Raw genomic sequence first — 13,779 nt, 5'->3', positions numbered from 1 at the left:
CTTTGTAGGCGCTACTCAATAAGTCATATTTGTTCTTTTCATTGGCATTCGAATGTCCGTAGAGTCGCTGACGTGCCCCGTCGGTCCTCCCTGGCGGGGCATTGCCGCAGCAGGCGACCCTGTCGGAGGAGGAAGGAGCTGAGCAGGGTCACCTGCTGCGGGCCACACCCGTTCTCGCTTGACCCGGCGCCACCTCGGCGCTGGTGGGACTCGGCGTCGCGTTCGTCGTGCAGTCGGCGAGTCCACGGGTGAACCTCGGCGGCTAGATCGCCTGGTTTTTGACATTGGGTAGATGTTCGACAAGCGACCCGGCGTCGGTGACCTTGGCGGTGCTCACAGTCGGACCCGGCGTAGACGGCGACCGTGGCGCCTGGGTTGTGCTGCCGTCGCCACTGGAGCATCCGGCCAGCAGACCGCCCGCGGCCACAGCGAGTGCTGCGGCCGCGAGCGCAGCCCTCCTCGTTCTCCAGGTCTTCATCGCTTCTCACCCTGTCTGCCCTGTCGCCGTCTAGTCGGATTGAATCGACTGGCCTTTGAGGGTACCTTACGCGAATGCCTATCGAGTGCCAGTCTGTGGCGAGTTGGAAAGGCTGTGAGGTGAGGAGGTGCAGAGGGCGTGCCCGAGCCCCGTCCGGCGCACAGGGTGCGTGCGGGCTGGTTTGGCTGACGGGGATCAACGGAGTTGATCCGGGCGCTCTGTGGCGCGTCGTGCGCGTGCCGACTGCGAGCGGCCCCCTGCCGGGTGGCTGTTCATGGGCTTTTCACCTCCTCCCGCGAAGGGCTGACTATGTATGCTGCGCACGTCCCCGCACCTATGAAGTCAGGTCCGGTCGTCTACACCGACCGGGAGCTCCTGTGCGTGCTCATCCGCCTGGCGCAGGGGGAGAGCACTCTCGGACGTCGCACGTTCGAACAGCGTCGCAGGGGCGCGGGCCCGTCGGCTCCGCTCTACGAGCGCCGCTTCGGCAGCTGGAGCCGCGCGCTGGAGCTCGCGGGCCTCGACGCGGTCGCACAGCCCGAGCAGCTGCGGGATGCGACGACGAAGTGGACCCAGGATCAGCTCATCGCCGCGATCCGCTGGTGTCTGCTGGTAACGGGGTCCACGACGCTGGCGGCCTACGAGGCTTGGCGCACGGATCCGGTGAATCCGAAGTCCGATGTTCCGCCGGCCACCACCATCCGCTTCCGGATGGGCAGTTGGTCGCGAGCCACCGAGCTGGCTTGCAGCTGAAGTCCATCGGCATCTGCGATGCCGTTCACGCCGCACGGCACACAGTGGATAAGCCCGAGTCGGCAGATTTTCCTGGGAAGGGGATTCATGGCGGATGTAGTCACCGTCTGCATTCTGGAGCCGTGCTGCGAGAAGTCGGAGCCGGGTTACACACCGAGACCGAAGCCTTACTGCGTGCGCACCCCGGGCTGGTCGGATTCGTGCAACCACCTCCGTAGCGAGCGGCGGAAGGCGACGGTCACGGAGTACGGGACGCGTGAGGAGGCCGAAGCCGAGTACCAGGGCAAGGCGCGCGGCTGGGGGTCGACGGATGGATGGTTGTACGAGGGCGAGATGCCGCCGGAGGGTGAGCGGTTCCGGATCATGCCGATCAAGGGCACCCTAACCACGCACTTCTGGCACGGGGAGCCGGTCGAGATCCCGTTCCTGACCATCGACCTGGCCCGCGAGTATGCCGAGGAGTACCACGAGTATCCCGACGGCGGGCACCACAAGCAGATCCTCTACAACATCGTCGGCGACCAGGACACGGTGGTGCGCTGGTCGTCCTACACGGTCAAGGTCGGAACTGAGCTGACCGCCGGCGACTGGGCATAGCACGTACTGAGCTAGCGAGGGAGCGTAGACCCGCTGCCTCCCCAGATCCTGTAGTCCCAGCGGAAGAGCGGCCGTAGAGCGGACGGCGAGACGGATGCGGATGCACCGGTCCCTGTCCGCCGGCTTCCGCTCCTTCATTCCGTTCCACCCAGCCGGGCTGTGCACAGGGCGCTACCCGGACCAGTCAGAGAAGGAGAACAGTGGTGCGCGTCTACGCGGTTTTCGACCTCGGCTTCAAATACGACGGGGTCGAGCACCCCGCCGAATTCGCCTGGGAGACGGGCGAACTCCCGGTTCCCCGGCGAGGAGACCGGATCGCCTTCGGTGAATTGATCACGGTCGTCGACAGAGTCCAGCACTCGTGTATGGACGCCGGATACATCGCCACACGCGACCACGAGGAATCTCCCGTGAAGATCGATCTCTGGTTGCGGCTGATCAAGGCCACGCGCCAGGGGAAGTACGAGCCGCAGGAGTTCCACTCGATCCTGTCCGAACTACCCAGTGTCACCGACCTGTGCGTGGCCGGCCTCTGGGAGTAGCCCCACCCTCTGACATCCGCGCCCGACCTTCGGAAGCGGCTAAGTGCGACACATCTGAACGGCAGTGCTGCCTCCGCGCCCGGCCTCGGCCACCCCACGCTGCCTGTCCTCCCCGACGGTGCCTCGTCCGCCTGTACTCACCATGAAAAGGAACGCCGTGTTCAAAACTCCCTTGGCTGCGCTCCCGCGCGACGCGGGCCCCGCCGATATCGCCGAAGTTCTCACCCAGCTTACCGAGGCCCAGGCCCTCCCCTTTCACCGGTGGGACCGCGCATACAGCGCGCGTATCCAGAACCTGGCCGGATGGCTGCACTGCGCCGCGATGTGGCAGGACCGAGACCTCGCCGAAGCCGCCGACATCCCCGAAGGGGACGGCCAGACCGTGCTCCACGCTCTGATCGACGCGCATGCAGCCATGCTGGCCCGCCACGAAGCCGAGCTCGCGCCGTACAAGGACGCCGACGGAGCACTGCTCGGCAACGACTACGACGCGGTCGCCGACCGGCACGCCGAGGAGGCCGTGGAGATGCTCGGGCTCGTCATAGCGGTGCTGGCCGGTGAGTTCGGACGGCCGGCGAGCACCCCGTAACCGCATCTCCCGCTCAGGCCCGGACCACAGCGGCAGCAGGCGGCCCGGCCCCGCCGTCCCCCCTCACCTCAAGGAGAAACTCACCCCGATGTCCACTCTCCCCTCTGTGTGGCAGGCCCACCGCGCCGCCCAGGTATACAGGACGGCCTGGGGCGAGCCGCACGAGCACTTCGACGGAGCCGAGACGCTGGAAGACTGCCCGCCCGGCAGCACGTTCGAGTGGGATGACAACCCCGCCGGTGACCGGCGCTGGTACGGGATTATGCGGGTCGAGGTACTCGTTGGAGGACTCGCGCGGCTGGAACTGTCGGACTTCTCTCTCGGCGACGTCGCCCTCGGGCTGGCATGCCTGACAACGGACTGACCCCGACAGGTGTGTGGTGGGGCCGACCGTCGGCCCCACCGTCACGGAGACGAAGCGTTCCTGGCCGCCCTACGTGAGCCGCTGAACTCGCTTCCGCTGTCACCCGCTGACCACCCGAGGAAGGCCAGGCCCGTGCCCGGCCAGCCGGACAAGGACCCCCGATGCCCATCGAACCCGACGTTGCCGCGCTCCTGGCCAAGCTCCCGGAGCGCATGCCGGAACTCCCCGTCGATCCGCGACGGAAGCTGCCCATCCCGGCTGTCTCCCAGCACGGCGACTCCCACGACTTCACCGCCATCAACTCCGAGCAGAGCCTGTGGCTCGCCCAGCAGCGCCGCTGCGCGATCTGCAGCGGCGACCTCGGCTACTGGGTGGCGTTCCTCGGCGGCGAGAAGCCGTTCCAGCTGCGCAGCTACTACGACCCACCCATGCACCCCGCCTGCGCCGAGGCATCCCTGACGCTGTGCCCGCACATCCGATTGGAGCGTGCCCGGCGGGCGAGCGAGAACCACGTGCTGGCCGGGGCGACAACCGGCGCCGGGTGGGTGGAAGCCAAGCCGCAGCGGTGGGTGCTGGGTATCACGCGCTCCTACGACATCCTCATGTCACCTGCACGGGGTGGCGGTCAGATTCCGGTATTTCGCCCCGCACCGTTCAAGTCGCACCGCGTGTTCGGGTACGGCCTTGACGGGCAGATCACCGAACTCTGACCCGGGGGCGGGTAACCCTCACGACGCGGCGCAACGAGAAACAGCCTGCCCGATTCCCCGCGCGGACCGTAGTGGGGCCGCACGGGGACCGCAGGCGGGGGAGTGAGGTGTCAGCGGCGGCGGTCCGCCGGGGCAGTTGAGCGCCGATCAGCAGGTTCCGGGGCACTGCCCCGCCTCGGCGCCGTCAGCCCTGCGGTACTGCCTCGAACCGGCCACGGCTGGGACGCTGCGCCCGACCCTGGCCGGCGAGACGCCCGAGCGTCGCCGTGACGTTGGCGAGGTTGTTGCTGGTCTCGTCCAAGCCCGCGGCCTGGAGGACTTCCTTCGCCCGAAGCGGTGCGCTGGCCTTGGCCAGGACGTCCTGGATGGCGTCCGAGAGGCTGCCGGATCGGCCGGCCGGAGCCGCCTTGCCGGAGGCCTTAGACGTTGCGGCCTTTTTCGAGGCCCGCTTGCGGGGCGCCGCAGCAGCTGCCGGTTCCTCGGCGGCCGGGGGCGCCGCAGCAGCCTTGCGGCCCTTGCGTGGCGTCTCCTTTCCGGGCTGCTTCGCGGCAGCGGCCCGGCGGGGGCGGGCCGCCTTCTTCCTCGCCGCTGGTGCCTCGCCGACCGGAAGCGGCTCCCGCTCCTCGACCGCAGGGGCAGGCTCGGTGGTCACCGCGGTGTCCGCCTCCAGAAGCGCTGGCGTGATCGACTGCAGGCTGCTGAGGGCAGTGCGTACCGCAGCGAGGTTCTCGGTGACCTCCGCCAACTTGCTTTCCAGGGCGGCCTGTTCCTCTTCGAGCTGGGGAAGTCGTGCCTGCAGCAGGGCGATGGTGGACTCGACGGCGGTATTCGTGCCGGAGGTGGTTGCCAAGGTTGGTGCCCTCATTCGTTGTTGCCGACGCGACCGCGTTCTGCATAGTCGTTGGGACGACTGTACGGCCCAGGTCTTCACCGCCCCCGGAAATCTCCCCAGCTGAGGGCCTGCCTGGGCCTGCTCCTGACGGGGCATCGCCTTGTGGAACGGGGGCCTCGTTCGACCCAAGTTGATAAATTTTTGTCATCCAAATTAGCGATTCGGCTTCGTGCTTGAAGTCGCACGCGACAAGGAGCACCCCCGTGAGCACCACCCCCGGCCTCCTGCGACCCGGCAACGCCGGAGCGAACACCGCCGCCGACCACATCACCGTCATCGACGCCGCCCTCGCCCAGATCCCCGACGCTCACCGCCACGGCACCCCGGTCCTCGTCCGCGCCGACAGCGCGGGCAGCGCCAAGACCTTCCTCGCCCACCTGCGCGCCCTGCGACAGCGAGGCATCCAGACCACCTTCTCCGTCGGGCACGCCGTCACCGAACAGGTCCGCAAGGCCATCCGGGTCCTACCCGATCAGGTCTGGCACCCCGCACCGGAACAGGACGGGACCCTTCGCGCCGGCGCCGAGGTCGCTGAGCTGTCCGGCCTGGCCGACCTCACCGGATACCCGGACGGCACCCGCATCATCGCCCGCCGCGAGCGTCCCCACCCGGGCGCCCAGTTGTTCCTGTTCGACCAGGACGAAGGCATGCGCCACCAGGTCTTCCTCACCGACACGCCAGTCGCCGGCGGTGGCTCGGTCCAGTACCTGGAGGTCCGCCACCGGGCTCACGCCCGGGTCGAGGACCACATCCTCCCCCAGACTCCGTCCGGGGGTACCCCCAGCGGCAAGACCACCGGCTTCGGCCGCTTCCCCTCCCGCCACTTCCACATCAACCAGGCCTGGCTGGAACTGTCCCTGACCGCGATCGACCTACTGGCCTGGACGCGAACCCTGCTGCTGGACGGCGAGCTGGCCACCGCCGAGCCCAAGAAGCTCCGCTACCGCCTCCTGCACGCCGCCGACCGGATCACACGCGGAGCCCGCCGCCTCTACCTGCGGATCGCGGGCACCTGGCCCTGGCGCCACGAACTGACCAGCGCGTTCAGTCGCCTCGTCGCACTGCCCCGACCAGCCACGTGACAGACGAAACCGCCACTGACCGCCCACCACCCGAGGACCCCGGGAGCAACCGGCCATCGCGCCGGGCCTTCGGCATGCCCACCGTCCGACAGCACCCTCGCGACCCTCCGCTACGAGGATCAGCCCAGCTCAACCACACCGAAGCGAAACACAGAGGCTAGGGGGTGTCCATGGGATATCTGCTCACCGGGCGTTACACCGACAACGGCCGGATCGCCTTGACCGGTGGTGAACCGGCCCCGGATGACTACGAATGGGATGACGACGAGGAGTTCCCGGAGGACTTTTTCGGGATGCACTACTCGACCACGGACGACCATGAGGAAGCGGTTCGGCTGGTCTATCAGGACAAGGTCGAAGGAATGCGGGACATGCCGGGGATCTCGGATGAGGTGTACGGCTCGGAATTGGACAACGAGGAGTTCGAGATGGCGCAGAACTGGACGCTCGGCGGCGAGATCGACATCGAGGACTGCGACCTGCTGAGGCTCGACGTGGCGACCGCAGACATGCCCGAGGACGAGATCAAGCAGTACGTCGAGGACCAGCCGGGACACCGGTCCTGGTGCGACACCGTCGAGACCGCGACGCTCAGCGACGCGATCAAGGTGATCTTCGAGACCTACGGGGACTTCGCCAGAGTCGTCACGCCCGGCGGCAAGGTCTTCGATCGGGCGGAGCCGGGTCCGGCCTCAGCAGCCCGGCGCGGTGCAGGCGAGGGTTCGATTCCCGCGCCGGGCGCGCAGCAGTCCATCACTGGTTCGGAAGGTAAGGGATGAGCGGGTACGGAAGCATTCGCACGGTACGCAACGCCATCGTGGAGAAGCTCACGGCGGAGGGGCGCGAGCCGAGCGCGTACAACATCACCGGGATCGCACGGGACGCCTTCACGGCGCGGAGCGGCGGCGGGTACGGCGCGGCCATGGAAGCCGAAGTCTGGCGGACCGCCGTCGACAAGCACCGCCGCCCGTACGGAATCGGCGACCTGGTGCGCGTCACGGTCAGCACGAAGAGCGGGCATGTGGAGCTGCACTACGGCAAGATCTCCCAGTTCCGGAAGGCCAACGGAGGTGCCTACCGCGGCCGGCCGGTCAAGCCGCGCTCCGCGTACGTCGAGCTGGACCACCACACCAGCGGCTGGCTGGGTCCGCTCACGGAAACCACCCCCGCGCTCGATGACTTCGAGATCGTCAGGGAGTGGGAGGCGATCCATCACGGCGCCACCAACGGGGAGGGCTACTACCGGTGCCTGCGCTGCGGGTTCCACTCGTACAAGGGCGCCGAGGTCATGATCCTGCACAAGGTCAGCGGCCAGCGCGTCCGCCTGTGTGAGGAGTGCTTCATCGACGACGAGCTCGGGCAGCTCGGGCACCAGGTCATGCTCTACGAGCGCAACAGCCGGCCCACCATCGCCGAGCTGACCGAGAACCCGGAGCTGATCATCGAACCGGCCGCCGACTCCTCCTACGAGAAGTCCGACGGCGAGGTGTACCGGGAGTGGGCGGACGCCTTCCCGTGGATGGTCCCGGCCAAGGCCGCCGAGCTGTACGCCACCTGGAAGGAGCAGACGGCGCCCGTTGCCGGGTGAGGTCGGAACAGCAGCAGTCCAGGGGCCCGGCAACTCCGCCAGGGCCTTTTTCGTTTCCGAAGGAGGTTGTGATGTACCGCATCGTGGTCGCCGAGCAGCACCGCAGCACGTTTCGCGGGTACCGGCTGGAGGACCTGGACGACAAGGACGCCGCAGCAATACGCGAGGGCCGCATGGTGCTGGCCGCCATCGGGCTGGAGAGGCGGCGCGACGACGGTGTCTGGGTCCGCAAGGCCGAAAAGATCAACTTCGTGGTCCCCCCGGATGTCGTGGGCGAGTACCCGCACTTCGAGGAGATCGCCGACGAGGAGACCCGGTTCTGGGCCTCCGACATGTGGGGCGCCACGCTCGAAGCGCAGGCCGGGGCGAAGGCCCTCTGGGGCCGGCTCATGACCCTCTGCACCGTGATCGAGACCGAGACCGAACCCTACGAACACGGCCTCAAGCACACCGGCTACGTCCTCATCCGCGACATGAGCGGCGAGCGCCGCCGGGTCTCCGCGGAATTGGTCTCGGTCGAGACCGACGAGGCGTGAACCACCCCTTGACTGGCAGCGCCCCCGCGCAGAGCGCGGGGGCGCCATCGCGATTGGAACCGAATGCAGACCGACAACACCTACAGCTACGCCGGGCGCGCCATCGTGCACCGGACCCCGATGCCGGACGGCCGGATGCTGATCCTCGCATGCGGCGGCACCCGGGACCCCTGGGCGACCGGGTTCCTCGGTGAGGACAACGGCGCGTACTTCGGCACCCGCGAGGCCGGGTGGCAGAGCTACGCGAAGCGCATGGCCGAGGGCCTGGGCCTCATGGTCGCCCCGGAGGGCTCCGTGGTCCTCAGCGCCGAGCAGATCAACCGGGTACAGGCCGGGGCGGCGGAGCTGGCGACGGCGCACGACGACTTCGAGAAGGCGCTCGGGACGGACAGCTGCGAGGCCCACATCCGCCTCAAAGCCGAGGACGACATCGCCGAGTCCGCCATCCAGATGGGCCGCCTCCTGGCGGACCTGGGGCTCTACACGCCTGCCAACACGCCTGAGGAGGACAGCGAAGACGAGCCTGCGGCGGCCGAGACGCCCCAGCACACGACCGGAACGTTCGTCGAGGCCGTCACCAACGACCAGAACTGGAACAGGTGAGTCATGCAGAACCGAGTGAAGCTCCCCTGCGGCCTGTCGACCGGGTCGGGCCCCCGGTTCAACAGCCGCGGAATGCTCGTCACGTGCAGCGCCGCGTTCTGCGACAACGAGGCGACGCACGTCCTGGAGTTCGTCCCGCGCGAGGGCAACCCGGAGCGATGGGGCGCGTACTGCGAGAACTGCCCGGAGCGCCGCATCGCGCCCGCGGCGGAGGTCGACGCCGCCCGTGAGCAGGGCGTGCGCCTCCAGGGCCAGTCCTTCGACACGACCAGGCTGCCGCTCTCGGACGAGCACTGGCGGTACCGCGAGTTCACCGACGAGGAGCGGGCCGAGATCGACCTGATCAAGAACGGGGAGCTGGTGGAGACCTACGTCAGCCCCGGCGTCTTCGAGTGGCGCAAGCCCAGCAACGAGAACGAGGAGAACATCCGCTGGTGACCGAGTCCTACTTCGACTGGTTCGAGGACCTGGCGCCCGAGCGGAAGCTGGAGCGCCAGGTCCTGCTGCTTGCCCTGGCCCACCCCTGGACCGGCGTCGAGTCCGACCGCCTGCGCAAGATCCTTCACCGTGAGACCACGAACCCGATCGCCGAGTTGGTTGACGTGACGTGGAGCCTCAAGCGCCGTGGCCTGCTGAACATCGTTCCTGAGCCCGACGACCCGGACGGCGGCCCGTGCACGTACACGCTGACGCCAGCCGGCACGGAACTGGCCGACGAGATTCTGGAGCAGGCCCGCGCCTGCGGCAGGCACTGGCGACAGCGGCAGCCGGACCTGCCGCGGACCGGGGAGATCGACAACACCGAGGGGAAGGGCGAGCGCACGGTCGTGTGGCACTTCCACAACATGGTGACCGACTCGGGCAGCCTGGCCTTCGCCACGTGGACGCGCGGTGAGCACTTCGTGCGGCTGTGGTCCCCGGAGGCTGCGTTCTGCGATGTGCTGGCGTGGATGCCACGTCGGCTGATGTCCTCGGATTCGGTGCAGGAAATCGTCGGGGCCTGGGGGCCGGTCGGACGTCGTATCCGCCAGTACCGCATCTTCCCCACCCCGGAGGCGTGAGCGTGCTGCCCGGACTCGCCAAGCACGTCGACCTCCTGCCCGCGCACAACGATTACACCAGCGGCTTCCTCGTCATCCGCAGGATCGCCCACGACACGGTCCACGGCTACGTGTAGAAGCACACCCTCCCGGACGGCACCACTCGGCAAGCCCCTCCCGGAGAGGGACTACCTCTGGGTTCTCCGGCCCCAGACGCAGTCCGGGGACCAGGACGTGTTCGAGTGGCTTGATCACCAGGCCGACGAATGGGTCAACATCCGGCCCACCCCCAAAAGCTAGTCGAGGCCCAGCCGAAAATTCCTACAGGAGAGTTCAACATGAGTCTGATTGGCACGCAGCGCGTCGAGGTGACGTGGGTGTTCTACCTGGCGATCAAGAATGGGCTGTCGTACGACGGGATGCTGCGTGAGGTCGACGGGCTTCGGTTCCGGCTGGCCAGCGGAGAGCGGATCGGGCACTCGCGGGTGTACGAGAACATCCCGGACCCTGCCGAGGGATACCCCGGCCGCAAGCTCATCGGCGAGCTCAGGACCGAGTTCGCGGGTGAGCTCCTGGACCTGGTACGCGAGATGAAGGGGCACCGGTGAACGACGTACAGAAGCACCTGGCGAAGATGCTGCGGATCGTCGGCATCGAGAAGATAACCACACGGAACACCGAGATGGTGTGGGTCCGCATCCGGATGTGGGAGCTCGCCGTCCAGTGCTCCCGCTGGGACGCTGACGCCGACGCCGAGCTACTCACAACGGTCAAGGAGGTCCGCGAGAACGTCGGCGTGACCGCAGCCGACGGCACGAAGAAGCTGACGGACGCACAGTTCGACAGGCAGCTCGCCCACAACGTTCGGGTCGAGGCCGAGAAGTCGTAGGCGTCTCTCGCCGCGCTTCTGCTGAAAGGGCCACGATGAACGAGTTGGACGACGAGACCGCCGGATCGCGGCCGTGGAGAACTTCGGACCGAAGGTGCTGCCGAAGATCGAGAGCGGGCCGAGGACGGACGTGATCGTCTACATCGACGGCGACGGCAACCCGCAGACCCAGTACTTCCTCGACGGCAAGGAGCTCGACTTCCCGTCCGTCCAGGGCATCCATGAGCACGTCATCGACCCAGGCCGCTCCGGACACGACCACGCGTGGGCCTGCTCGATGTACGACTCCGCGTCCAACTCGGGAATTCCCGCCGAGGTCCGCGCCAAGTTCGCCGACGCCATTGAGACCAGTGGCCACGACTGCCACAAGGAGCAGTGCACCTCCTGCGAGAACTGCGTCACGGAGACCTGCCCGCTGATCACCGACACCGCGCGGGAGCGCGTGGACGCCCGCGCCGCAGAGGAGGCCGAGGGCGCGAAGGAGACCGAAGAGTGAGCGTGCCCGAGATCCACCCGCGCGCCGTATCACTCGCCACGGAGCTCCTGGTGCTCGCCCCCCGGCAGCTGGCCCGAGGCGAGGTCCAGTGAGCCTCGCCGCCGACGGGCCGCACCTGCACCCGCTCACCCCGGCCGAACTCTCCGCTGATGGCCACGGTGGCAGGGCTGCCCGGACTGCACCACCGACTCTTCCTCAGTCGGCGCAGCCGCCCTTGCCGCACACCGCCGCACCGTCCACAACCCCTGCCGCGACTACGGCGATCACCAGCACCCCCATCACCATCCGGCTCGACTTCTGACGAGGAGGCCCTCATGGCCGTCCAGACCACCCGGACCGACACCTTCACCGCGCTCGACAGTTGCTTCACCGCGGAGCTCGCGGTCCTCATCGGCAGCGAACCGCCGCGTGGGCTCACCCCGAACCGGTTCATCTACCTGGTCGAAGAAGTCCGCGACGTCCTCGCCGACTCCAGTCTCGGCAAACTCCGGGCCGCCAGCGACCACTTGGACTCCGCCGCCACCCACCTCACCGACGCTCTGACCGAACCCGGCGCCGATCAGGCCGCGCTCCTGGCCCAAGCGCGTATCCACCTGCGCGGCGCGATCGCGTCGGCCAGTTGAGCCCCCGCCTGAGTTGAGCGCACTCTGTGCCGCCCCGGACCTCGCACCCGCCGGGGCCGGAGCGGTCGCAGTGGCCCCTCAACCCAGAGAGGAGACGGACGTGCCGCTGCTCTACTTCGAGGTGAATGTCCCGATGCGAAGCGCCGTGCAGACCGGCGTGCGCGGTCTGCACGTCTTCACCGGCCGGGCCGACAGCCGCAGTGCCGCCCTACGGATCGCGCACGAGGTCTACGACGCGACACGCGCCGCGACGGAGGTCGGACGGAAGGTCCCCCACGGCCGGCCGGACGGCTGGGGCGCCCGTGGATTCCGGCCTGGCTGGGCGCTCGACTGGCCCGCCGCAACCGCGGGCCGCTGGGCGAACCTCTACCGCTCAACCAAGCCCAGCACCTGCGAGTTGTAGCTCTGCCCCGGGACAGCCGCTCTGCTTGACCGGCTTCGACGGCTGCCCCGGGCCACCCATCCCGTACGAGACGAGAGGGATACCTCAGTATGCACTTCGTCCTGCGCACCAGGGGCCGGTTCGGCCCGCGCACCCTCCTGGTAGCCACCGCAGCCGTGCCGCTGACCGGCTGGGTGGTGCACGCCGTCGCGCTCCACATGAAGCTCGCCGCAGCGAAGAAAGACCCGCTGACCCGCCTTCTGCGCCGCGACGCCTATACCGCCCGCGCCCGCCGGCTCCTGGTCCGCCACGGCGACGACACAACCGCAGTCATGGTCGACGCGGACAGGTTCAAGCGGATCAACGACGGCCTCGGACACGCGGCGGGCGACACCGTCCTCGCAGCATTCGGCGCCCGGCTCACCGCCTGGGCGGGCCCACGTGCCGCCGTCGGCCGTCTCGGAGGTGATGAGTTCGCCGTGGTCCTGGAGCTGACCGCGGCTAACCTCGAGCAGCGCCTGGAGCAGCTGGTGCGGATGCTGCACACCCCGGTCACGCTGGACGACGGAAGCACCGTCGACGTGGCCGCGTCGGTCGGCGCCGCGACCCCGGCCTCGGTCGGTTCCCGCGACCTGACCGTGCTGCAGAGGGCCGCGGACGCCGCTCTCTACGACGGCAAGCAGTCGGGTCGCGCGGTCCTCGCGACGGCGCAGCACCGCACGGTGCCGTCCATCAACGGCCGCCGGGCCGGACGTCCGGGCACCAGCGTGTGGGGTGATCGGTGCCCCGTGATCACCGCCGCCAACACCGGGGAGGAATCCAAGTGAACGACACCCGGATCCCCGTTGCCGAGGTCCGTGCTGCGCAGAACAAGTGCCTGGAACCGCTGGGTCTCGACCCGGTGTCCGAGACCGAGTACGAGAACATGCACCACCACTTCGGCGACGACTTCATGACCGAGTACCGCTACAACCGCCGGGGCACGGCCGACAGGGTCGTGGGCACCGTCACTGAGTGGGTAAGCGTCGGCGAGTCCGTGGAGGCGACAAAGCGCGAGGTCCGCATCGGCGGCGCGCACCCGCGCACCTACATCGTCATTGAAATGCCGAAGGGCACCTACGACGGCGCGGACTACCGCATCACGCTGGACGGCGAACACATCGCCCACGCCGCAACGCTCCTGCGAGCGCTCTACCTGATCCAGCGGCACTTCGTCTACAGAACTGTCGAGCACCACGAGATCATGAACCGGCCGATGTTCACAGAACACATGGGCGACGGTCTCGACATCCTGGTGACCGAGGGACCGAGCTTCGGCATCAACCGGTACCCCGACGGCGGGTCGTTCATGTTCACGTACATCAACGACTACGACCCGTGCCGCGGCGAGTACTCCTACCTCGTCAACGACAACGAGGCCATGGCTACCGCGAACTGGGCCTTCATCGACGACAACGAGGAAGACCCGGCCGAGTGGCGGATCAAGTCCATCGACTACCACCCCGGCGAGCCGGCCGTCACCTACTGCTTCAACGACGCACGCGTGCCTGTCGACAAGGACGACACCTGAACGTCCGGTCAGCTTCCGCCCGCCCCTTCGGCGGCGTGGCGGGTG

The 13,779-nt window shown here is 68.2% G+C and carries 20 protein-coding genes and 1 pseudogene; 20 read left to right on the top strand and 1 reads right to left on the bottom strand.

Annotation, left to right across the window (positions count from 1 at the left end):
- The first annotated feature begins 787 nt into the window (after positions 1–787).
- The 6 genes from ACIQIB_RS30260 (at position 788) to ACIQIB_RS30235 (ending at position 4,033) form a co-directional block, all read left to right on the top strand.
- Positions 788–1,231 (top strand): homing endonuclease associated repeat-containing protein, encoded by a 444-nt coding sequence (locus tag ACIQIB_RS30260; RefSeq protein WP_400761874.1) that lies wholly within the window; start codon positions 788–790, stop codon positions 1,229–1,231.
- Between the two features lie 174 nt (positions 1,232–1,405).
- Positions 1,406–1,828, top strand: coding sequence for a hypothetical protein (locus tag ACIQIB_RS30255; RefSeq protein ID WP_400761873.1), 423 nt, complete (start codon positions 1,406–1,408; stop codon positions 1,826–1,828).
- Positions 1,829–2,031: 203 nt separating this feature from the next.
- Positions 2,032–2,370: a hypothetical protein gene (locus ACIQIB_RS30250; RefSeq protein WP_400761871.1), complete on the top strand. Its 339-nt coding sequence runs from the start codon at positions 2,032–2,034 to the stop codon at positions 2,368–2,370.
- 172 nt (positions 2,371–2,542) lie between these two features.
- Positions 2,543–2,959 carry a hypothetical protein gene (locus ACIQIB_RS30245; RefSeq protein WP_400761869.1) on the top strand — a complete coding sequence of 139 codons (417 nt, stop codon included), beginning with the start codon at positions 2,543–2,545 and terminating at the stop codon, positions 2,957–2,959.
- Between the two features lie 88 nt (positions 2,960–3,047).
- Entirely contained in the window at positions 3,048–3,323 is a 276-nt protein-coding gene (locus tag ACIQIB_RS30240) for a hypothetical protein (RefSeq protein WP_400761867.1), read from the top strand.
- A gap of 161 nt (positions 3,324–3,484) precedes the next feature.
- Positions 3,485–4,033: a hypothetical protein gene (locus ACIQIB_RS30235; protein ID WP_400761866.1), complete on the top strand. Its 549-nt coding sequence runs from the start codon at positions 3,485–3,487 to the stop codon at positions 4,031–4,033.
- 184 nt (positions 4,034–4,217) lie between these two features.
- Here ACIQIB_RS30235 and ACIQIB_RS30230 read toward each other — a convergent pair whose 3' ends face one another.
- Positions 4,218–4,883, bottom strand: coding sequence for a hypothetical protein (locus ACIQIB_RS30230; protein WP_400761864.1), 666 nt, complete (start codon positions 4,881–4,883; stop codon positions 4,218–4,220).
- A gap of 260 nt (positions 4,884–5,143) precedes the next feature.
- On the opposite strand from ACIQIB_RS30230, the pseudogene ACIQIB_RS30225 reads away from it, so the two are divergent.
- The 14 genes and pseudogenes from ACIQIB_RS30225 to ACIQIB_RS30160 form a co-directional block, all read left to right on the top strand.
- A pseudogene (locus tag ACIQIB_RS30225) lies at positions 5,144–6,007 on the top strand (transposase); the annotation flags it as partial.
- A gap of 170 nt (positions 6,008–6,177) precedes the next feature.
- Positions 6,178–6,786, top strand: a complete 609-nt coding sequence (locus ACIQIB_RS30220; RefSeq protein WP_400761863.1) for a hypothetical protein — start codon at positions 6,178–6,180, stop codon at positions 6,784–6,786.
- On the top strand, positions 6,783–7,595 hold the full coding sequence (locus ACIQIB_RS30215) for a hypothetical protein (protein WP_400761861.1): 813 nt from the start codon (positions 6,783–6,785) through the stop codon (positions 7,593–7,595). Before ACIQIB_RS30220 ends, ACIQIB_RS30215 begins: the two co-directional genes overlap by 4 nt.
- Before the next feature lie 71 nt (positions 7,596–7,666).
- Positions 7,667–8,131 (top strand): hypothetical protein, encoded by a 465-nt coding sequence (locus ACIQIB_RS30210; protein WP_400761859.1) that lies wholly within the window; start codon positions 7,667–7,669, stop codon positions 8,129–8,131.
- A gap of 63 nt (positions 8,132–8,194) precedes the next feature.
- The gene (locus ACIQIB_RS30205; protein WP_400761857.1) at positions 8,195–8,734 is read left to right on the top strand and encodes a hypothetical protein; all 540 of its coding nucleotides are present in this window, start codon (positions 8,195–8,197) and stop codon (positions 8,732–8,734) included.
- Between the two features lie 3 nt (positions 8,735–8,737).
- Positions 8,738–9,172 (top strand): hypothetical protein, encoded by a 435-nt coding sequence (locus ACIQIB_RS30200; RefSeq protein WP_400761855.1) that lies wholly within the window; start codon positions 8,738–8,740, stop codon positions 9,170–9,172.
- Complete coding sequence (locus tag ACIQIB_RS30195) at positions 9,169–9,795, top strand: hypothetical protein (RefSeq protein ID WP_400761853.1); 627 nt, start codon at positions 9,169–9,171, stop codon at positions 9,793–9,795. The genes ACIQIB_RS30200 and ACIQIB_RS30195 overlap by 4 nt, the downstream gene beginning before the upstream one ends.
- A 317-nt stretch (positions 9,796–10,112) precedes the next feature.
- On the top strand, positions 10,113–10,382 hold the full coding sequence (locus ACIQIB_RS30190; RefSeq protein ID WP_400761851.1) for a hypothetical protein: 270 nt from the start codon (positions 10,113–10,115) through the stop codon (positions 10,380–10,382).
- Positions 10,379–10,663: a hypothetical protein gene (locus ACIQIB_RS30185; protein ID WP_400761849.1), complete on the top strand. Its 285-nt coding sequence runs from the start codon at positions 10,379–10,381 to the stop codon at positions 10,661–10,663. The genes ACIQIB_RS30190 and ACIQIB_RS30185 overlap by 4 nt, the downstream gene beginning before the upstream one ends.
- A gap of 73 nt (positions 10,664–10,736) precedes the next feature.
- A complete protein-coding gene (locus tag ACIQIB_RS30180) occupies positions 10,737–11,159 on the top strand; it encodes a hypothetical protein (RefSeq protein ID WP_400761848.1) in 423 nt (140 codons plus the stop codon).
- 314 nt (positions 11,160–11,473) lie between these two features.
- On the top strand, positions 11,474–11,782 hold the full coding sequence (locus ACIQIB_RS30175; protein WP_400761846.1) for a hypothetical protein: 309 nt from the start codon (positions 11,474–11,476) through the stop codon (positions 11,780–11,782).
- 100 nt (positions 11,783–11,882) lie between these two features.
- Positions 11,883–12,185, top strand: a complete 303-nt coding sequence (locus ACIQIB_RS30170; protein WP_400761845.1) for a hypothetical protein — start codon at positions 11,883–11,885, stop codon at positions 12,183–12,185.
- An 89-nt stretch (positions 12,186–12,274) separates the two neighbouring features.
- A complete protein-coding gene (locus ACIQIB_RS30165) occupies positions 12,275–12,991 on the top strand; it encodes a GGDEF domain-containing protein (RefSeq protein ID WP_400761843.1) in 717 nt (238 codons plus the stop codon).
- Positions 12,988–13,734: a hypothetical protein gene (locus ACIQIB_RS30160; protein ID WP_400761841.1), complete on the top strand. Its 747-nt coding sequence runs from the start codon at positions 12,988–12,990 to the stop codon at positions 13,732–13,734. Before ACIQIB_RS30165 ends, ACIQIB_RS30160 begins: the two co-directional genes overlap by 4 nt.
- Positions 13,735–13,779 lie beyond the last annotated feature (45 nt).

This window comes from Kitasatospora sp. NPDC092286 (genome assembly GCF_044755565.1).
Taxonomy (GTDB): Bacteria; Actinomycetota; Actinomycetes; order Streptomycetales; family Streptomycetaceae; genus Kitasatospora.
Note: the sequence above shows the minus strand (reverse complement) of the source record. Positions and strands in the feature narration are given on the sequence as shown.